We start from the raw sequence: 18825 nt of genomic DNA, 5'->3' as shown, positions 1-18825 counted from the left end.
TCATAGAGGCGGAAAAGTGATCGCCCGCACCTGCTGGCTGACGACCACCGCGTCGAACTGCCGGAGCGGGATGATGATCTGCTCAAGGGCGAACTTCTGCAGCGACTTCATCCGTTGAAATCTGAGCATCGCTCGTTCGCGCCGTTGGAACCAGAGGTGGCAGTTTTCCACCCTGTTGTTGGTCCAACATCCGACCTCTTGCTTCTCGGTGTTCCCGAGCTCGTTCAGTGCGGCCCGGTAGGATCGTAGACCGTCGGGGGTGATAGCATCCGGAGAGCCATGGCGCTTCAGCCCCTTCTTCATGACGCGCAGCGCCGCCTCGTTGTCTCGGGCTCACTTCGCCGGCATCACGGGCGCCCGCTGGTAGTCTTTTGCAATCCAATCGCCTTGTGATTCTGCTCAGGTATCGATATCAGAGCGGGATTCAAAAGATAAACGGGGAGGCCAAATGCGGCACAGCTTTCTTGGATTGGCGATGCTCGTACTCGGACATGCCACGGCTGCGTCCGCGGGCGACCTCTTCACCTATCAGGTCCCACCAGCCCTTCTATACGCGGACCACAACGACGACTTCACGGTACAGGCCCGCACGCCCGGCGGCGAGTGGAAGGACCTCTACGAATGGAAGGTCATGGTCGATCTCGATCAGCGTCAGGACGCTTCGATGGTCTACTTCGACTTCACCGGAGCGGTGGAGGTGCGCATACAGAAGAACAACGGGACGTTCTCGAAGGTGGCGATCGGCCCGCGTGCAGGCGCCCCGAAGCCGGTCGTCCGTGATGGCAAGGTCTACCTTACGCTGGACCATCCCCAGAATTTCGCCGTCTTCTTCGATGACGACCACCTGCACAACCTCCACGTCTTCGCCGGCGCTCCCGTGCCGGTGCCAGAAGGGCCCTCGGTCAGGCGCTTCGGCCCCGGCCTCCATGTTCCCGAAGGCGGCGGCGGGACGTTCGAGGTGCGTTCCGGCGAGACGGTGTACATGGACGGTGGTGCGGTCATGCTCGGCACCTTCCACGTGGGCGACGCGCACGACGTGAAGATCCTCGGGCATGGCCTTATCCTTCCGCCGACCGGCGGCAAGGGTGCACAGTTCCTGATCGAGAAGTCGCAGAACGTGACCGTCGAAGGGCCGATCGTGACTCAGGCCGACGCTGGGGTCGGTCGGTCGGTCATGTCGAAGGACGTCCGCATCGCCGACGTGAAGGGCATCGCCGGTGGCCAGTGGACCGACGGCATCAACATCTACAGTTCGGAGCGGGTCACGCTCGACCGCCTGTTTCTGCGCACGTCCGACGACTGCGTGACGGTTTATGCGCATCGTGGAGAAATCTACGGCGACTCGCGTGACATCCGCGTCACCAACTCGACGCTCTGGGCCGACATCGCGCACGCCATGTTCATCGGCATTCATGGCAACTCGATCGATCCCGAGACGATCGAACGGGTGACATTCGACAACATCGACGTGGTCGACCTCGACGAGGACGATCCCGAGTTCGAAGGCGTGATGGCGATCCTAGCCGGCGACGCCAACCTGGTCCGCGACGTGACGTTCAGCAACATCCGGGTCGACCGGATCGAGGAAGGCAAGCTCTTCAACTTCCGCGTCGGCTTCAACGGCAAGTACAACACCAGCCCGGGCCGCGGCATACAGCACGTCGTCCTGCGCAACGTCTCCTACTCCGGCATCGGCATGCCGAGTGCATCGGTGATCGGCGGCTACGATGCCAAGCGCGGCGTCGACGATGTGCTGCTCGACAACGTAACGATCGCGGGCCGCCGGATAGATCTACGGGATCCCGAGGCCGTGAAGGTCGGGCCATTCGCGACGAACGTGCGGTCGCGGTGACGCTCGCGCGCGCCCTGGCAGCGGTGCTCGCTGTATCCGCGCCGGCCGGCGCGGCGCCGTGGCAGCCGGACCTCGGTGACGGCACCTATCGTAACCCGATCCTCGCCGGCGACTATTCGGATCCCGACGTCGTGCGGGTGGGACAGGACTTCTACCTGGTCTCGTCCTCGTTCACGAACGTTCCCGGGCTGCCCATTCTGCATTCGCGCGATCTCGTAAACTGGACGATCGTTGGCCACGCCCTCGACAATCTCGAACCGGCCGCCCAATTCTCGACGCCGCGCAGGGGCGGTGGCGTCTGGGCCCCCACGATCCGCCATCGCGACGGCCTGTTCGTGATCTACTATCCTGATCCCGATCACGGCATCTTCCGCGTCACGGCCAAGGATCCGCGCGGGCCCTGGTCTTCACCAACGCTGGTGTGGGATGCCAAGGGGGCGATCGATCCCGCACCGTTCTGGGACGATCGGGGACGCGGCTGGCTGGTGAACGCGTGGGCCGGAAGCCGCGCGGGTTTCAACAACGTCATCACGCTCAACCGGCTAAGTGCCGACGGCAGCCATGTGGTCGGGGAGGGGCGAGTCATCATCGATGGCAAGGACCTCGCTCCCGTCGAGACCCGTGATGGCGCTCGCCGTTGGAGCGTGATCGAGGGCCCCAAGCTCTACGCGCGCGGTGGGTGGTTCTACGTTTTCGCGCCTGCCGGCGGGGTGAAGCAGGGGTGGCAGGGAGTCTTCCGATCCAGGAACATCGAGGGTCCCTACGAAGCGCGCAACGTCATGGATCAGGGAACGACCGACGTTAACGGTCCTCACCAGGGCGCATGGGTGACTACGTCACAGGGCGAGGACTGGTTCATCCATTTCCAGGATCGCGACGGCTATGGGCGGGTGGTCCACCTGGAGCCAATGGCGTGGCGCGACGGCTGGCCGGTGATCGGAGCCGATCCCGATGGCGACGGTCGGGGCGAACCCGTGACGACGCACGCAAAGCCGCGCGTCCCACTTCAGCCGATCCGCACGCCGCAAGCGAGCGATGAGTTTGAGGCGAGGCCGCACCTTGGATGGCAGTGGAACAGCAATCCCGCCAGCGACTGGTGGACGATTGCCGATGGATCGTTGCGTCTCAAGTCGGTCACGGCGCCGGCCGATCTCTATGAAGCCGGGAACCTGCTGTCGCAGAAGCTGCCCGCTGTCCGGTTTTCCGCGACTGCGAAGGTCGTCTTCTCGGCTGAGCATGTCGGTGAGCGCACCGGACTTGCTCTCGCAGGCCAGACCTATGCCTTCATAGGTCTTGAAAGAACCGCCGACGGAACCCGCGTCGTCGAGGCCTCGTCGGGCGCGGCTGGGGAAACGAAGGCTTGGGGACCCTTGGTGCCGACCGGCCAGGTATGGCTGAAGATGCGGGTCGAGCCCGTCGAGGAGGCGTTGGAGCCGCCAAAGGATCCGGAATTCGATCAGCCGGCGATGCGTCGGGCGGTCGAGCCGAAGGTGCGGTTCAGCTATAGTCTCGATGGAGAGCATTTCATCGATCTGGGCGGTGCGTTCATCGGGACCGCGGGCAAGTGGGTCGGCGCGCAGATCGGGCTTTTCGCAACGGCGCCCTATGGAACGCCAGCAGCGGTCGCGACGAAGGCCGGCCATGCCGATTTCGACTGGTTCAGGATCGGTAACTGAGGTGGGACCGACCGGCATCTCCTGTCACGGACGCTAGGGTGGCCGGCGTTGTCGCTCATCGATAGGAAATCCCCGAGACGTTCGGTCCGATGGCGAGCAGGTCGGGAGAAGGCCCGGTCAAGCGGGTCCCCGCGATGCGCACGAACATGATGACGTTGGAACCCGACGGGTTGGACGAGCGGTCGATGCTGCCGGCCAAGACGTGCCCCTCTCCATTCTCTCATCGTTGGGTTGCGCCGACCGTCGGGACTCGCCGCATCGTCCAACCCTGCAGATCGTGCAGGTATAAGTTATCGATATCAATGGATCTTCGGATTGTCATCCGCCAGAACGTCGCCGACGGAGAGAGGGGTGCGCCACATGGGCCACGTCCTTCCGTTCGACAGGCGCGGTCGGTTGCGATCCTGACGGATATCGATATCAGCACGATCGAAGGAAGCCAGGCGGACATATCGACCGGTGAGGAGGGCTAAAGATGGGCGACACGAACCTGGTAGTCGGACGGCGCGACATTCTTGCCGGTCTGGGTACGGCCGCGATCGGATCGGCTTTGGCGATCCCAGCCCAAGGGAAAGTGTCCCACGGCTTGGTGGTCCGGTCCCCAGACGGACGCATTCGTCTCGAACTGCACCTGGCCCGTCCGGAATTGCCGCCGCGCTGGAGTGCTTCCTTCGAAGGGCGCTCGGTGCTTCGCGAAGGAAGCTTGGCGTTGCGTCTTCAGGACGGCTCGCTGCTGGGCCCGAATGCAAGCCTGACCGGACAGTCGCGGGCAAGCCACCGTGGCGTCTGGACCCCACCCTATGGAACGGCCGCGAGATACGACGAAAGCTACGAGGAGTTGACCGCGCTCTTTCGGGACGCGCGTCGTCAGGTCAGCTTTGCTGTGATCATCCGGGTGCACGATCATGGTTTCGCGCTCCGGTACAGGATCGAAACGGCTGCAAAGGCGGTGATCCGCCTATCCGCGGAAGAGACCGAGTTCGCATTGCCGCAGGGATCGAAGGTATGGAGCAGCAGAGACGAGGGGGAGTATCTGAAGTCCTCGGCGCTGCGCATGGACCCGGTCCCGGATCCCCCGCTCACACGCAGTTCCGACGCCGGCCCTATGGCGGACCTTCCGCTGACGGTCCTGACGCCCGATGGGCTCGCGCTTTCGCTCGCAGAGGCGGACCGGTTTGACTATCCCCGCCTTGCGTTTCGTCCTGGTCCGGCGGCAGACTGCATCCTGTCCCATCTGATGCGTTTTCCCGGTCGTGCGACGGGCTGGTCGGGCCCTGGCGACACACCGCCGGAGATGTCGTTCGATGTCGCTGTGCCCTTCTCGACTCCATGGCGGGTCGTGGCCGTTGCGCGCAGTCAGGTCGAACTCATCGATAGGGCCGGTCTGCCGGCATTGTTCGCTGCGCCGAACCGCCTCGGGAACACTGATTGGATCCGGCCCGGCAAGGCGGTCCGAGTGCGCGTACCCTATACGACTGCCCGGGCGCTCGCGTGCGTCGAATTCGCCAGACGTCGCAAGCTCTCCTACGTCCTCTTCGACGCGCACTGGTATGGTGACGGCACCGATCCCAGCGATGCGTCCGTCCCGGTTGTAGGTCTCGACATCGAAAGGGTGATCCGCGAGGCAAGGGCAGCCGGTGTCGGAACCCTGCTCTACGTTGACCGCGTCCCCGCGATGCGCCAGTTGCCGCAGCTTCTGTCGACCTACCGCCGATGGGGCGCTGCCGGCATGAAGTTCGGCTTCATGTGGGAAGGCCGTCAGAGCGACGTGCGGTTCGTCGACCGCCTCGTGGAGAAGTGTGGTCGCGCTGGCTTCGTCGTCAGCCTTCATGACGATTTGCGCCCAGCAGGCCTCGAACGTACCTGGCCAAACTACCTGTCGTTGGAAGGCGTCAGAGGGAACGAGCACTTCCCAACCGCGCGTCACAACGTGACGCTCCCGTTCACCCGCTGCATCGCGGGCCCGATAGACTACACGATTTGCTACGCTCTCGACCGAAACCAAACCACAAACGCGCACCAACTCGCGGCCGCGGTGGTCTATTACAGTCCGCTTACGCTGCTCTATTGGTATGACGAACCCGACAAGTTCGCGACCGGCAATTGGGACGCGCTCGAGTGGTTCGACGCGTGCCCGACTACGTGGGACGAAACCCGCGCGCTGTCCGGAGCTATCGGCGAGCACGTCGCGATCGCGCGCCGCAGCGGAAGCCGCTGGTTCGTCGGAGCCATGACGAACGAGGATGGGCGAAAACTTCGTCTCCCGCTCGCTTTCGTGAAGGCCGGCCATTGGACGGCAAGAATATTCTCTGATGGCGAACCCGCGGAACAGCCGTGGAGAACGCCGGTCATGATCTCGGAACGCCGGGTCGATTCGAACGATGTGCTCGAGCTGACGCTCGCCGCTTCCGGAGGCGCCGCAATAATCCTGACGCCCGCCTGAGGCCTATGCGTCCAGTCTGGCGGTCGATCCGCGGACTTGAAGGGTGAAGTCGCAACGTCGGTGATGCGTCTCGACCCGCTCGCCGGTTCGGCGCTGACGCGCCATCTCGAATAGGATCTCGACAGCCGCCGATGCCATCTGGGCCAGCGGCTGATGGATGGTGGTGAGCTGCGGCCACACGGTGGAGGCTATTGGCGTGTCGTCGAAGCCGGCCACGCTGAGCTCCCCCGGCACCCGGATGCCGAGACCGTGCGCGACCGCCAGGATGGCTGCCGCCATGTCGTCGTTGCTTGCGAACACGGCCGTAGGGCGGGCTCGCGCCTTGCGCTCGAGCAGCTCGCGTCCGACGGAGAGGCCCGACCGGTAGGTGAAGTCGCCGTTGGCCATGAAGTCGTCCTTCGGCGGAACCCCCGCCTCCGCCATCGCGGCGCGGAATCCCTCCTCTCGCGCCCTGGCCGTGGAGTGCAGCGGGTCGCCGCGCACGAAGGCGATCTCGCGATGGCCAAGCGTGAGCAGATGGCGAGCCAAGCTCCGTGCCCCCTCGAAGTCGTCGATCGACACCGAGGAGGAATACGAGCGCGGGTCGGCCGATGCGAAGCTGAGGGCGGGGATTTGCGCGTTCCACAGGACCTCCATCGCCTCCATGTCGTCGCAGAGCGGTGGAGGCAGGACCAGACCGTCCACGCCGAGTTCGACGATCTTGCGGACCGCATCGACGCCTCGCGGATGACCGGCCGTCGGTTCGATGACCAACTGGCAGCCGAGACGAGCGCTCTCGGTGAAGGCGCCCATCAGGAATTCGCCGAGGTTGGAGGACCGAGGATTGCTGAAGAGCACGCCGAGCTTGACCGTGCCCGACCGCGCGGCGCGGGCGGCCAAGTTGGGCACGTAGCTCAAGTCGCGAATCGCGGCCTCCACCCTCTCGCGCAGGTTGGCGCGGACACCCTTGGCGCCGTTGACGACGCGCGAGACCGTCATGGAGGAGACGCCTGCGTGCCGGGCGACGTCGTGCACGGTCGCCCCGTGCCGACGGGTCACATCAGACCCCTCGCCTCCGGCCGTCGTCGCTTCGTCCTGCTTGCGCGCCATCAGTCCACTGCCGCTCCCCATCGGCGCCAGTCCGCGGGTGCGGATGGCGTTCTACAGTCGAGGCAGGTCGGCGCACGCCGCTTCCGCCTTATTAGCTTCCTCTCGCGGTCGCGCGACATGTCGTCGCGCGTCGTCGATATCAATTATCAGATAACGATACCAACCGTTTCGCATATGGCAAGCGGACTTACGTATGCACGCGATCATGGCAAATCTGTCACGCTGGCGGCTAGTAGAAGCTCGTCAGAGCAGCTTTTTCCCCAGAGAACCTTCTGCAAACGCCAAGGTGGGCGACTTTTCAGCGGCCTCGACGCGATCATCGCAATTGACCTCAAATTAAGTCAGACAATTTCCTATTGCATGGATTGTCAGTTATCGTTACCAGATTCGAATACCGATCTAGGTCGGTGGAAGAGCGGAAACCGCCGAGAGGGTGTTGAAACCGGGCGTCGCTGATTGCGGCTGCCCCACGTCTCCTCGGTTGGCTTCGGCTTCGCCGCACTGGCAAAAGACCAGAACAGAGGAGGGGATAGGATGAATACGAAGATTTCGACGATCGCGGTGCTGCTGTGCACGACCGCCGTTACGCCCGCATTCGCTCAGAAGGCTGATGCGCCCGTAGCCGCCGCGGCGAGCCAGAGCCAACCCACCGCGGACCAGGCCGCCGAGATCGTGGTGACTGGCGTCCGCCAGAGCCTTAAGACTTCCACCGCCGTCAAGCGCAACGCGCCCGAGGTGGTCGACTCCATCTCGTCCGACGACATCGGCAAGCTGCCCGATCTCAACGTCGCCGAGACGCTGACCCGCGTTCCGGGTGTCCAGGCCTACCGCTTCGGTGGCGAGGCGGCATCGCCCGTCGGTCAGGGCAGTGGCCTCACCATCCGCGGCCTCACCGGGCAGACGGCGTCACGCGTCGACGGTCGCGCCTACTTCACCGCTGGCCAGCGCGAGTTCAACGTCGAGGGCGCCTCGCCCGGCACCGTTGCTGGCATCGACGTCTACAAGAACCCGACGGCCGACCATATCGAGGGCGCGATCGGCGGTCTCGTCGACATCCGCACCCGCCAGCCACTGGACTTCAAGGGCACGACCGTGACGGTCGCGCTCGGCGGCCACTACAACGATCTTGGCAAGAAGCTCACGCCCGACGTGTTCCTTCTGGGCTCGTCGCGCTGGAAGGCGGGCGATGGCGAGATGGGTTTCCTGATCTCCGGCAACTATTCGAAATCGTTCAACCGCGGTGACAACGATCCTGCCAACGGCGGCCTGAACTTGCGGCGCGCGATCGCAGCGAACAGCGCTGAATATGTCGGCAATGCCGCCTACAACCAAGCCTATGCCGGACGGTCGGATGTGTCGGTCCTGGTTCCCGTCGCCGATCCGAGCACACTCACCGCAGCACAGCGGGCAAACGTCATTTCGGCGGTCGCAGAGACGAACAACAACAACGAGGAAGACTATATGCGCACCCGCATGGGTGTCAGCGCCGCCTTTCAATGGAAGCCAAGTCCGCAACTCGAATTCTACGTCAACGGGACCTACAACGATTACCTGTACCACCAGCGCTACCGCTTCCTGAACACGGCCGACAGCGCCTACGTGCAGAACCTCGTGACCATTCCGTTCACGATCGACGAAGCCTTGGCGAACCGGAACTCGAACGGCGGCAGCAACGACGTGCTGGCCAACGCGCGACTGGGGGGCGGCACGTTCCTCAATTCGGGCCTATCCACCACGGGTGGCGAGGAACACCATCGCTACCAAACCGGCATCGTTGCGACGGGGTTCAAATGGAAGCCGACCGATCATCTCGATGCGAACTTCGACTTCTCCTACATCAAAGCGCGGCAGATCCAGGACAACCGGTCGGTCACACTTCTCCCGAAGGCCGGCGAGACGTGGAGCATCACCCGCGACCTCACGACCAAGGTGCCTCAGCTGTCTATCGCGGGTCCGGACCTTACCAGTCCCGCGACGTGGGTTTATGGGCAGTATTCCAACAGCACCAATCAGGTCTTCAATGATAACGGCGTTTCCGTTGCTCTTGACCTCAAGTATCGCTTCGATGACAGTTTCTTGAAGGACATCAAGTTCGGCGGACGTTTCGCCACGCAGCGCGATCACTACAAGAACTATTCCTACGGTGGAAAATACCTGACCACCAACGGCCTTGCGCTGACCGCCAACCAGTCGAACGCGATTCCGGTCACCAGCGCGCCGGATGTCGTCGAATTCTCGCCTGACAATTTCCAGAACGGCCAGGCCGGCTATTCGGGGGGCTACCTCGTTTACAGCCCGGACGGTCTTACCGGAAATCAGGTTCGCGACCGCTTTACGGCGGCGGGCATTCCGGCAAATGACGCCATCCCGGAAAATCTGTTAAACCGCCGCTATTTCAGCGAGAAGACCTATGCCGGCTATGCGGTCGCCGACTTCGGCTTTTTTGACGACTTCATCACGGGCAATGCCGGCGTGCGCGTCGTCAAGACCGATACTTTCGTCCGGGCCGAGGTCACCGACCTCACAGGGCCGACCCCGGTGATCCGTCCGAACTCGACGAACTCGTCCTATACGGACGTGCTTCCGACGGTGAACCTCAAGGCGCAGATCACGGATCGGGCGATCATCCGCTTGGGCTACGGCAAGGGTCTCACGCGCCCTGACCTCAGTTCGCTAAACCCGACAATCATCGTCAACCCGACGAACGGCACGGGCAGCGTCGGCAATCCCAACCTGAAGCCCCAGCGTGCCGACAGCTACGACGTCTCGTTCGAATACTATCAGTCGCCGGTGAACTATGCGGCGGTCGACTTCTTCTACAAACGGATCGATGGCTTCTTCAGTGGCATCTCGACGTGTCAGACGGTGCCAACGGCACCCGCCTATACGCAGATCGTGCCGAATAGCTGCACCGGTGGGCAGTATTTCGTGACCCAGACGATCAATGCGCAGCGGGGCTCGGCCAAGGGTGTGGAGGCGACGGTTCAGACCTTCTTCGACTATCCCTTCGTGCCGGACTTCCTGCACCAGTTCGGCGCCAGCGGGACGTTCACCTATGCGGATACCAAGAATCCGCTGGTCCTGAACGGCATCCGCACGATCACGCCGCAGCCGCTGACCTCGAAGTACAATTACTCTCTTCAGGGTTTCTTCGACAACGGCACCATCTCGGCGCGTGTCGTCTACACCTGGCGCTCGCCTTCGGTGCTGTTCGGCATCTCGGCCAACCCGATCGATGGTCGCTATATCAAGGCGTATGGCCTTCTGGACGCATCGGTGACGGTGAAGCTCCCGGTGGGGCTGTCGCTGGCGCTCAGCGTGGCGAACATCACGAACAATGCGGCCGACCGCTATGTCGGCGAGCCGGCCCTGGCGACGCGCATCCTGCGCCAGCATTTTGTGAACGGACGCAACTTTGGCGCCACGCTGCGCTATACCTTTGGCGGCTGACGCCGACAGGTCTCTTTCCGATGGGGCGCCTTCGGGCGCCCCTATTTTTTGGCCGGGATGTTGAGGTCGCAAACTCAGACATCCGCTGGCCACCCCGGGCGTTGAGACCATCGTGACGCCGCCCGAACTTCGAAGTTCCGGCTAACTCCGGATGAATGCGAGGACGTCTGCGTTGAGCTCGTCGGCATGCATGGTGTGCATGCCGTGTGGCGCGCCGGAGTAGATATTGGGCGGGCTGACCTGCAGCAGCTCGTTCTGCTTCAGCGCCGCGTTCTTTTTCCTCGAGGCTGCCGCGTCGGAGCGCATTGGCGTCCGCGATCGACAGCCTGCGCGTCTTGAAGCCTTTGTGCGCTGGGCAGGACGCCAGATAGAAACGCGCGCGCTGGTATCGATACCTGGAAGCAGCATGTCCGGCGATCTATGCAACGCGCGGATGGCCAAGATCCTTTGGTATCCACGACGACTCGTCCTAGGCACCGAGGTCGGCTAACGTCAGGCCACAAGGACCGGGGGTGCGATGAAGGGCGACAAGAAGAAGCGGACCAACGAGCCGGGAACCGGCCGGAACCAGGCGGTCACGATCCATGACGTGGCGAAACACGCGGGCGTCTCTTCGATGACCGCCTCGCGGGTCGTGAACCAGCGTCATCACGTGAGCGGAGAGATGCGCGAGCGCGTAATGGCATCGGTGCGCGCGCTCGGCTACAAGCCCAATCTCGCCGCCAGGGCCGCACGAAGCGGAAACCTGCAGATCGGTCTTCTATATTCGAACCCGAACTCGTCCAACCTAAGCGCCTTCCTGATGGGGGCGTTCCTGCAGGCTGGAAAGCTTGGCTACCAGCTTCTCGTCGAGCCGACGGCGACGCATCCGACCCATATCGCAGCCGTCCGCAAGCTCGTCGAGCACAGGGTGGAGGCCCTCATACTGCCCCCGCCGCTGTGCGACGACGAGGAGATACTTAGGATGCTGCGCAAGCGCGGCGTCACGGCGGTCGCTTTCACGACTGCCAAGCCGCGATCCGACACGTCGGCGGTACTGATCGACGACTACAAGGGTGCTGCGATGATGACCGAGCGGCTCATCGCCCTCGGCCACCGCGATATCGCCTTCGTTAGGGGCGACATGAAGCATTCAACCGCTGTGCGGCGAGAGGAAGGCTTCCGTGCGGCCATGGCCGACGCCGAGATCGAGGTACGGCCCGAGTGGATCGTCGACGGCGACTTCACCTATCGCGGCGGGCTCGAAGCCGGCCGCAGGCTGCTCGACGCGAAGGTGCGGCCGAGCGCGGTGTTCGCGAGCAACGACGACATGGCGACCGCCATACTCGCGGTCGCGCACGGGCTGGGGCTCGCCATCCCGGGCGACGTGAGCGTGGCCGGCTTCGACGACACCCCGGTCGCCACTGCAGTCTGGCCCGAACTCGCCACCATCCACCAGCCGATCGCGGACATGGCGGCGCAGGCAATCCTGCTCGCATTGGAAGGCCTCCGCCGACGTCGCGAGGGCGAGGCGGCCTCGATCATGCATCGTCACGCGGACCTGGAACTGGTCGAGCGAGCATCGATCGGTGTCGCGCCCAAGGTGAAGGCCAAGCGCTCGTAGCAACGACGCTTTCTGAAGACAGGCTTCCCTTGCGTCGCCCGCCCGCCTGGCGCATGATCTGGTATCGATCACAAAAAAGCCGCCAGCGGGCGGCGCGAGGGGACGGATGGGAAGCTTGGCGGGCCGCCGCAATTACATTCTGCTAAGCGCGTTCGTTTTCTGCTTCTTCTTTGCGCAGGCGGCGTCGATTTCGCTGCTTTCGATCTGGCTGACGCAGACACTGCACCTGAGCGGCGTCCAGGTGGGCACCGTGTTCTCGGCGAACTTCGTCGCGGCAATGATCAGTCAGCCCGTTTACGGCTACATCTCGGACCGTATGGGATTCCGACGCATCGTGCCGGCCGCGATCGCGATCCTCGTCGTGTTTGCTGGCGTCTTCTTCACCTTCGTCTACGGCCCGCTCCTCAGGACCGACGTCCTGGCGGGCGCCGTCGTCGGCGGTGCCTATATCGGCGTCACCTTCGTTGCCGGCAGCTACGCGGTCGAATCCTACGTGGATCGGGTCAGCCGCAGGGACGGCTTCGAATACAGCCGGGCGCGCCTCTGGGGGTCGCTCGGCTTCGCCTCGGCCGCCCTGTTCTCGGGTCGCCTGTACAACCTCGATCCGCGAATCAACTTCTTCATGGCGTCCGCCGCCGGACTGCTGCTCCTTCCGCTCATTTTCGCCGCGAGAACGCAGGATGGCGTCTCGTCCGATGCGCCTCGTGCCTCTCTGCGTCTGGGTGATTCGCTTGCCGTGCTCCGTATGCCCCGGTTCTGGGGGTTCATGGTGCTCATCCTGGGCGTCACCGACCTTTACCTGGTCTACGACCAGCAGTTCCCTTTCTACTTCTCGTCGCTGTTCCCGACCCGGCTGATGGGCAACGCCATGTTCGGCTACCTCAACTCCGCGCAGATCTTCGTCGAGGCGGGGATGATGTTCGTGGCTCCGATCATCGTGCGGCGGACGGGCGCCACGCGCGGCCTGCTGATCGCGAGCGGCATCATGATCCTCCGTATCGCGGCGTCGGGGCTGGCCGTCGGCCCCGTCACCATCTCGATGTGCAAGATGCTGCACTCGATCGAGCTGCCTATCCTGCTCGTCTCGGTGTTCCGCTACATCGCGCACCATTTCGAGGCGCGGGTGGCGTCGACCGTGTATCTCGTGGGATTTAGCTTTGGGCACTCGCTCGGACTTGCTGTCCTCTCGCCGGTCGCCGGGGTGCTCTACGACCATATCGGCTTCCAACCAACCTACTTCGCTATCGCCGCGTTCGCCCTGGTGTTCTGGCTGCTTTCATTCCTCACGCTGTCGCCCACGCCGCCCGAGACGGCGAAAGCGCGCCACGCAGGACGCGAGCCGCTGCCCCAGACCGCTGGTGGCACGGAAACGATCTGACCGGAGCCCAGATGTCCACCTTGCCTGATTTCCTTTCCAACCCGTCGCACGTCGACGCCATCATCGACCGCGCCCTCGCCCGGCTCGACCGGGCTATGCCCGACTTCCGCACCGCATGGCCCGCTCCCTCAAGCGTCGGCGGCCTCTATCCGCCGATCGCCAACGTCGAGTGGACCAACGGATTCTGGACGGGCATGCTGTGGCTCGCGTGGCAGCTGCGGGGCCAGGCTCTCCACCTGGACGCGGCGACGGACCAGATCGCGAGCTTCGCGCGCCGGGTCGACACTCGCACGGCGGTCGACCACCACGATCTTGGCTTCCTCTACACGCTGTCGTGCACGGCGGGCTGGCGCCTGTCCGGCGATGAGACCGCGCGGCGGGCGGCGCTGGACGCGGCTGCCCTCCTGCTCGCGCGATACGATCCGGTGGCGCGGGTCATCCAGGCGTGGGGAGACATGGCGGATCCCGATCAGCGCGGGCGCATGATCATCGACTGCAACCTCAACCTGCCGCTGCTCTGGTGGGCGGCGGCCGAGACGGGTGACGATCGGTATCGACGGGCGGCGGACGCTCACGTCGCCCAGGCAGCCCGCTATCTCGTGCGCCCGGATCACTCGACCTATCACACGTTCTATATGGACACCCAGACGGGGAAGCCGCGCTTCGGGTCTACCCACCAGGGCTTCTCCGACGACAGCTGCTGGGCGCGCGGACAGGCCTGGGGCATCTACGGATTCGCGCTCGCCTTCCGCCACACCGGCGACCCGGCCTATCTCGACCTCGCCTGCCGCCTCGCGGACTACTTGCTCGAACGGATGCCGAGCGACGGCATCTGCTGCTGGGATCTGGTCTTCACCGCCGATGAGGACATGCGCGACAGCTCCGCTGCGGCGATCGCCGCGTGCGGTCTCCTCGAGATTGCCGGCTCGCTTCCGGTCTCTGATGCGGCACGTGGGCGATACGCCGATGCCGCAGTTCGCATGGTGGCGGAACTCGACCGCGGATACCTCGCGCCGCTTGAGGGCTCGAACGGAATTCTCGCCCATGGGGTGTATCACTGGCCGAACGGCGTCGGCGTGGACGAATGCTGCATCTGGGGCGACTATTTCTACCTCGAGGCGCTCATGCGGCTGCGCGACCCTTGGCGGCCCTACTGGGCATGAGGATCGAATCCCGTCAACTCGGCCGAACGGGTATCGAGCTGCCGCTCCTAGGCGTGGGCTGCAGCAGTCTCGGCGACCGAGGCCAAAGAATGACGCAGTGGGATGCCGACGCATTGGTGGGCGTGGCATTGGACGAGGGCGCGACGTATTTCGACGTCGCCCCCTATTACGGTTTCGGTCAGGCCGAACGCCGCCTCGGCGATACGCTGAGGCGGGCCGACCGCTCCCGGGCCCTCCTTTCGACGAAGGTGGGCCGCCTGCTGGTGCCCGATGCGGACCTCGACACATCCCGGCCGCGCAGCGGCTTTCACAGCGCCATGCCCTTCCGACCCGAATTCGACTACAGCTACGATGGTGTGATGCGTTCGCACGACGCAAGCCTCCAGCGGCTCGGTCTGGCGCGTATCGACATCCTTCTGGTCCACGACATCGGCGAATTCGCACATGGTTCCGATCACGGACGAAGGTTGGCGGAATTCCTGGACGGCGGCCTGATTGCGCTTCGCGAACTCAAGGCCGCGGGCCGTATCGACGCATTTGGTCTTGGCGTGAACGAGACCGCGATCTGCCATCAAGTGTTGGACGAAACCGAGCTAGACAGCATCCTCCTCGCGAGCCGCTACACGCTGCTGGAACAGGACAGTCTCGACTTGCTTGACCGGTGCTGGGAAGCGAGCACCTCGATCATCGCGGGCGGGCCTTACAACACGGGCCTTCTCGCCAGCGGCACCCGCCGGGCAGGCGCTCTGCGTTACGATTACGGCGCAGCGCCCACGCATATCATCGATCGGGTGACGCGGATCGAAGAGGTCTGCGACCGTCACGGTGTGCTGATCGCGGCCGCAGCGCTGCAGTTTCCCCTGGGTCACCCCGCTGTCGCCTCGGTCCTTCCGGGCATCGGCAGTGCGGCGCGCTGTGCCGAGACGATCGCGCTATTGCGCAGGCCGATACCGCCTGAATTCTGGGAAGACCTCCGCGCCGCAGGCCTGCTGTCGGTCGCGGCTCCCGTGCCATCGGCGGATGGCGCCGTCTGACGCGCCGGGCGGGCATATTTCATTGTCCCGGCGTGTGGATGTTGTCCGGGCCCCCGGCGGCTGATGCATCGACATCCGTCCAATCTGTGCCGGATCGTGCGGCTTGAGCGTGAAGTCCGTCTTGGACCGATCGTTCACCAGCCGGTTTCCGGGCGCCAGGCCGAAGTCCTCGTCGGCGCTGATCGCGGGGTTCACCTCCCACGGCCCGAGAATGTTCTTCGCCCGCGCCGCGGGCATCCGCATTCGCCCGTCCGACCAGGCGCTCAGGATGAAATATTGGTCGCCGATTTTATAGCGGTGCGATCCCTCGCCCATCTGCGAGTCCTTCGGAAAGAGCTCACGCTCATTGCCCGGCACGATTCCGCTCAGGTCCGGTTTCAACTCGGCCAGCTTCAGGTTGCGATATCCCCAGACCGCGTAGATTTTGCCGTTGTCCAAGGGCACCGAGAGAGGAGCCGTCGGTCCAAAGCGAACTCGTCTCTGGAAGTTGGCTTCGACCGAAGGCTCAAAAAGCGGCCATTCGCGAGCATCGGCATGTTTCGGCCATCGCCTTGGCGCTCGTAACGTACGGCTGCCGCCCGGGTTTTAGCCATCGAGCCGCCGTTACCGGCTCCGGCGACACTAATTCGCGTGGCCGCTGGTGATGTGCAGAATGTTGCCGTCCGGATCCCTGAACCAGATCACGCTTAGCGCCCCCCTGACATGGACTCCCTCGACCACCTTGTCGAAACCCTCGGGATATTCGTCGAGCGTCACCCCCTTAGCGTGCAAGGCGGCGGCGACTAATTCGATTTCGTCGCCGACCGCCCAGATCACGGCATCTGCCCGGTTGGTCCCGGCAAAATCGCTGCGATAGATATTGAGCTTGGTCTCACCGGTCGCGAAAACGAAGCCGTTGCCGTGATCGGCGATCAGCGGCAGGCCGAGTATCTCGCCGTAGAAGGCCTTGGCCCGAGCGAGATCGGTACACGGCACGATCGCCGACGAAGCGTAGTTTTTGAGCATGTCGTATCCTGTTAGCCGATCGCGGGTGGATCACTGGCCGGAAAGCTTTCCTCGAGCGCTTCATCGAGCTCATGCTCGAGGCGCATTTGCCGGTCGTCGGTCGGCCGCCCGGCCAACCATAGCGCCAGGTTGCGCACATAGGTTCGGATCGAAGCCTGCGCTTCCGGCGAGTGGGTGAGCCCGTCGCCCGGCAGCTCGCTGACAAAGCTCGGGCAACCCTTATTCGGGTCCCAATTGTAATCGGCGAAATGGTGGAAAGTGGACTGGGCAATCGCAGGCCCACCGTTCGGCGTCGGCTCGAAGGCCACCACAAGGTTGAACGGTCTGCCGCTCACCTTGCTCACGCCCGTAGCGATCACGCGCGCGGTAGGATCTTCGGCGGGCGCGTCGACCGCTCCTTCGTGGGGATGTGAGGGGAAATAGCGGATCAGCCCGTTCGGGGCCCCCGGGTCCCGCAGCACTGGGTGGGGCGGATCGAGCACGCTGATCTGCTGGAAGTCGCCATTCGCGCCGGAATGGTAATTAGGCCAGAGAATGTAGCCGGTCTCACGATCATCGATCACGCGTCGGGTGGGATCGGGATCGAGATGGGTGCTATGGAAGAAATGCGCGGCACCGACGCCGCCCAGCGTGCAGACCGAACTGCCCAGGTCCATATGGTCGCGCGTCACCAGCAGGCCGCGCCCATCCTCGCGAAAACGCCCGATCGCTGCGCAATCTTCCGGATCGAGGCCATCACCGGTGTCGACCGCGAACAGCCAGAGCTCGTCGAAATCCGAGCGGTCGATTGTCGAGAGTATCGGATCGGGGCTGCCCGTCGCGATACGATCCCGGGCCGTCACGTCACACAACGGCGCCTCGTCCTCATCGGTCAACCCGGCGAGATAGTCGCGCAGCATCGAGAAGCGGCCGATATTCCAGTCGTCCGCGGTTCCCGGGATCGTCGTCTGGAGCAGGATACGGATCGGCGACGACATTCATTCCTCCTGAGCATTGAAGGAGCCGGACAGGTAGGACGCTCGACTGCCATTTCGTTGGCCGCAGGGTGAAATCGGAAAAACCCCTGCGTTCATCATCCCTGTCACGTCCGATTAACACGGCTCTCCAAGCTGCTCCAATGGTTCGACCGGAGCCTCGGCTCGCTTTGTCGCGCGTTTGCGTGGCGGCCGCATCTGGCCAGGGGAGGGGCGCGGCCAAGACTTTGGGGGGTAGGGGGCTGAACCAAGGGACAGGTGACGCGCAAGGGCCCTCGCGCCCATCTCCGGATGAACCCAGTTCAGGAGGAAGATATGGCGTTGCTCACGGGCAAGACGGCGATGATCACGGGCGGTACCAGCGGCATCGGCTTCGCGATCGCCAGGTTATTCGCCTCGGAGGGTGCCCAAGTGATCGTCTCCGGGCGCCGCGAAGACGCGGCGAGGGAAGCGGTACGGCAGATCGGGGCCGGGGCTGCACACATCCTGGGCGATGTCGCCGACCCGGCGTTCCACGTCCGGGCGGCGGACGAGATCGCCGAGCGGTTCGGCGGGCTCGATATCTATGTCGCCAATGCCGGCATCAACACGATCCGTCATTCCGGCCAGGTGCCCGAGGCGGAGTATGATGCACAGTTCGCGACCAATGCGCGCGGCGTGTTCATCGGCGTGCAGACGATCGCGCCGATCCTGCGCGATCAGGGCGCGATCGTGATCACCGGCTCGCTGGCCAGCGAGAAAGTGTTGGACGGCCATGCCGTCTATGCGGGTTCCAAGGCGGCGATCGGTGCCTTCGCGCGCAGCTGGGCGCTCGAGCTCAGGGACCGCGGCATCCGCGTCAATGTGCTGAGCCCGGGACCGACCGACACCGAGATCCTGGGTAAGCTCGGCGTCACGCCTGAGCAGCGTCCGGCCTTCGAGGCGCAGATGGCGGCAGCAATCCCGCTCGGGCGGCTTGGGCGCCCGGAGGAACTGGCCAGTGCGGCGCTGTTCCTGGCGTCCGACATGAGCAGCTTCATCACCGGCGTGAACCTGCGCGTCGATGGCGGGATGGCGCTTCTCTAGACTCGTTTTCAGCTTCGCTGATTCGGTGCCGGCCCGCGCCCCCACCCGACCTCCCAATCAGGATATTCTATGGGAGGTCGGGTGGGGGCGCGG

15 protein-coding genes and 1 pseudogene are annotated in these 18825 nt (G+C 64.1%); 9 read left to right on the top strand and 7 right to left on the bottom strand.

Annotation, left to right across the window (positions count from 1 at the left end; all coding sequences use genetic code 11):
* Positions 1-87: 87 nt before the first annotated feature.
* Positions 88-330, bottom strand: a pseudogene (locus AC1DSD_RS20665) (DDE-type integrase/transposase/recombinase); the annotation flags it as partial.
* Positions 331-448: 118 nt separating this feature from the next.
* Here AC1DSD_RS20665 and AC1DSD_RS20660 point away from each other — a divergent pair.
* Both AC1DSD_RS20660 and AC1DSD_RS20655 read left to right on the top strand, forming a co-directional pair.
* Positions 449-1852 (top strand): glycosyl hydrolase family 28 protein, encoded by a 1404-nt coding sequence (locus AC1DSD_RS20660; protein WP_478032720.1) that lies wholly within the window; start codon positions 449-451, stop codon positions 1850-1852.
* Positions 1849-3528 (top strand): glycoside hydrolase family 43 protein, encoded by a 1680-nt coding sequence (locus AC1DSD_RS20655; protein WP_478032719.1) that lies wholly within the window; start codon positions 1849-1851, stop codon positions 3526-3528. The genes AC1DSD_RS20660 and AC1DSD_RS20655 overlap by 4 nt, the downstream gene beginning before the upstream one ends.
* A gap of 55 nt (positions 3529-3583) precedes the next feature.
* On the opposite strand, the gene AC1DSD_RS20650 is transcribed toward AC1DSD_RS20655, so the two are convergent.
* On the bottom strand, positions 3584-3727 hold the full coding sequence (locus tag AC1DSD_RS20650) for a hypothetical protein (RefSeq protein ID WP_478032717.1): 144 nt from the start codon (positions 3725-3727) through the stop codon (positions 3584-3586).
* A gap of 276 nt (positions 3728-4003) precedes the next feature.
* Between AC1DSD_RS20650 and AC1DSD_RS20645 the strand changes: the two genes are divergently transcribed.
* On the top strand, positions 4004-5971 hold the full coding sequence (locus AC1DSD_RS20645; RefSeq protein ID WP_478032715.1) for a glycoside hydrolase family 97 protein: 1968 nt from the start codon (positions 4004-4006) through the stop codon (positions 5969-5971).
* Positions 5972-5974: 3 nt separating this feature from the next.
* On the opposite strand, the gene AC1DSD_RS20640 is transcribed toward AC1DSD_RS20645, so the two are convergent.
* Positions 5975-7060 (bottom strand): LacI family DNA-binding transcriptional regulator, encoded by a 1086-nt coding sequence (locus AC1DSD_RS20640; RefSeq protein ID WP_478032714.1) that lies wholly within the window; start codon positions 7058-7060, stop codon positions 5975-5977.
* A 534-nt stretch (positions 7061-7594) separates the two neighbouring features.
* On the opposite strand from AC1DSD_RS20640, the gene AC1DSD_RS20635 reads away from it, so the two are divergent.
* Positions 7595-10510, top strand: a complete 2916-nt coding sequence (locus tag AC1DSD_RS20635) for a TonB-dependent receptor (protein ID WP_478032712.1) — start codon at positions 7595-7597, stop codon at positions 10508-10510.
* Between the two features lie 141 nt (positions 10511-10651).
* Here AC1DSD_RS20635 and AC1DSD_RS20630 read toward each other — a convergent pair whose 3' ends face one another.
* Positions 10652-10816: a hypothetical protein gene (locus AC1DSD_RS20630; RefSeq protein WP_478032711.1), complete on the bottom strand. Its 165-nt coding sequence runs from the start codon at positions 10814-10816 to the stop codon at positions 10652-10654.
* 211 nt (positions 10817-11027) lie between these two features.
* Between AC1DSD_RS20630 and AC1DSD_RS20625 the strand changes: the two genes are divergently transcribed.
* The 4 genes from AC1DSD_RS20625 (at position 11028) to AC1DSD_RS20610 (ending at position 15688) form a co-directional block, all read left to right on the top strand.
* Positions 11028-12113 (top strand): LacI family DNA-binding transcriptional regulator, encoded by a 1086-nt coding sequence (locus tag AC1DSD_RS20625; RefSeq protein WP_478032709.1) that lies wholly within the window; start codon positions 11028-11030, stop codon positions 12111-12113.
* 115 nt (positions 12114-12228) lie between these two features.
* Positions 12229-13491: an oligosaccharide MFS transporter gene (locus tag AC1DSD_RS20620; RefSeq protein WP_478032707.1), complete on the top strand. Its 1263-nt coding sequence runs from the start codon at positions 12229-12231 to the stop codon at positions 13489-13491.
* 11 nt (positions 13492-13502) lie between these two features.
* Positions 13503-14654, top strand: coding sequence for a glycoside hydrolase family 88 protein (locus AC1DSD_RS20615; protein WP_478032706.1), 1152 nt, complete (start codon positions 13503-13505; stop codon positions 14652-14654).
* Positions 14655-14743: 89 nt separating this feature from the next.
* Complete coding sequence (locus AC1DSD_RS20610; RefSeq protein WP_478032704.1) at positions 14744-15688, top strand: aldo/keto reductase; 945 nt, start codon at positions 14744-14746, stop codon at positions 15686-15688.
* On the opposite strand, the gene AC1DSD_RS20605 is transcribed toward AC1DSD_RS20610, so the two are convergent.
* The 3 genes from AC1DSD_RS20605 to AC1DSD_RS20595 form a co-directional block, all read right to left on the bottom strand.
* Complete coding sequence (locus AC1DSD_RS20605; RefSeq protein ID WP_478032702.1) at positions 15587-16132, bottom strand: hypothetical protein; 546 nt, start codon at positions 16130-16132, stop codon at positions 15587-15589. The genes AC1DSD_RS20610 and AC1DSD_RS20605 overlap by 102 nt on opposite strands.
* 177 nt (positions 16133-16309) lie before the next feature.
* Positions 16310-16693, bottom strand: coding sequence for a VOC family protein (locus tag AC1DSD_RS20600; RefSeq protein WP_478032701.1), 384 nt, complete (start codon positions 16691-16693; stop codon positions 16310-16312).
* Positions 16694-16704: 11 nt separating this feature from the next.
* The gene (locus AC1DSD_RS20595; RefSeq protein ID WP_478032699.1) at positions 16705-17670 is read right to left on the bottom strand and encodes a hypothetical protein; all 966 of its coding nucleotides are present in this window, start codon (positions 17668-17670) and stop codon (positions 16705-16707) included.
* A 312-nt stretch (positions 17671-17982) separates the two neighbouring features.
* Here AC1DSD_RS20595 and AC1DSD_RS20590 point away from each other — a divergent pair, with 312 nt between their 5' ends.
* Positions 17983-18732 (top strand): SDR family NAD(P)-dependent oxidoreductase, encoded by a 750-nt coding sequence (locus AC1DSD_RS20590; protein ID WP_478032697.1) that lies wholly within the window; start codon positions 17983-17985, stop codon positions 18730-18732.
* The last annotated feature ends 93 nt before the right edge of the window (positions 18733-18825 follow it).

It is taken from the genome of Sphingomonas sp. P4_D12, assembly GCF_056401895.1.
The sequence above is the reverse complement of the archived record's forward strand: the minus strand, read 5'-3'. Positions and strand labels throughout refer to the sequence as shown.

What these genes read in the sequence shown, in the direction of transcription:
- AC1DSD_RS20630 (WP_478032711.1), bottom strand. Translation starts at nt 10,816, where the DNA reads ATGCGCTCCGACGCGGCAGCCTCGAGGAAAAAGAACGCGGCGCTGAAG.
- AC1DSD_RS20625 (WP_478032709.1), top strand. Translation starts at nt 11,028, where the DNA reads ATGAAGGGCGACAAGAAGAAGCGGACCAACGAGCCGGGAACCGGCCGG.
- AC1DSD_RS20640 (WP_478032714.1), bottom strand. Translation starts at nt 7,060, where the DNA reads ATGGCGCGCAAGCAGGACGAAGCGACGACGGCCGGAGGCGAGGGGTCT.
- AC1DSD_RS20590 (WP_478032697.1), top strand. Translation starts at nt 17,983, where the DNA reads ATGGCGTTGCTCACGGGCAAGACGGCGATGATCACGGGCGGTACCAGC.
- AC1DSD_RS20645 (WP_478032715.1), top strand. Translation starts at nt 4,004, where the DNA reads ATGGGCGACACGAACCTGGTAGTCGGACGGCGCGACATTCTTGCCGGT.
- AC1DSD_RS20610 (WP_478032704.1), top strand. Translation starts at nt 14,744, where the DNA reads ATGACGCAGTGGGATGCCGACGCATTGGTGGGCGTGGCATTGGACGAG.
- AC1DSD_RS20635 (WP_478032712.1), top strand. Translation starts at nt 7,595, where the DNA reads ATGAATACGAAGATTTCGACGATCGCGGTGCTGCTGTGCACGACCGCC.
- AC1DSD_RS20615 (WP_478032706.1), top strand. Translation starts at nt 13,503, where the DNA reads ATGTCCACCTTGCCTGATTTCCTTTCCAACCCGTCGCACGTCGACGCC.
- AC1DSD_RS20600 (WP_478032701.1), bottom strand. Translation starts at nt 16,693, where the DNA reads ATGCTCAAAAACTACGCTTCGTCGGCGATCGTGCCGTGTACCGATCTC.
- AC1DSD_RS20595 (WP_478032699.1), bottom strand. Translation starts at nt 17,670, where the DNA reads ATGTCGTCGCCGATCCGTATCCTGCTCCAGACGACGATCCCGGGAACC.
- AC1DSD_RS20660 (WP_478032720.1), top strand. Translation starts at nt 449, where the DNA reads ATGCGGCACAGCTTTCTTGGATTGGCGATGCTCGTACTCGGACATGCC.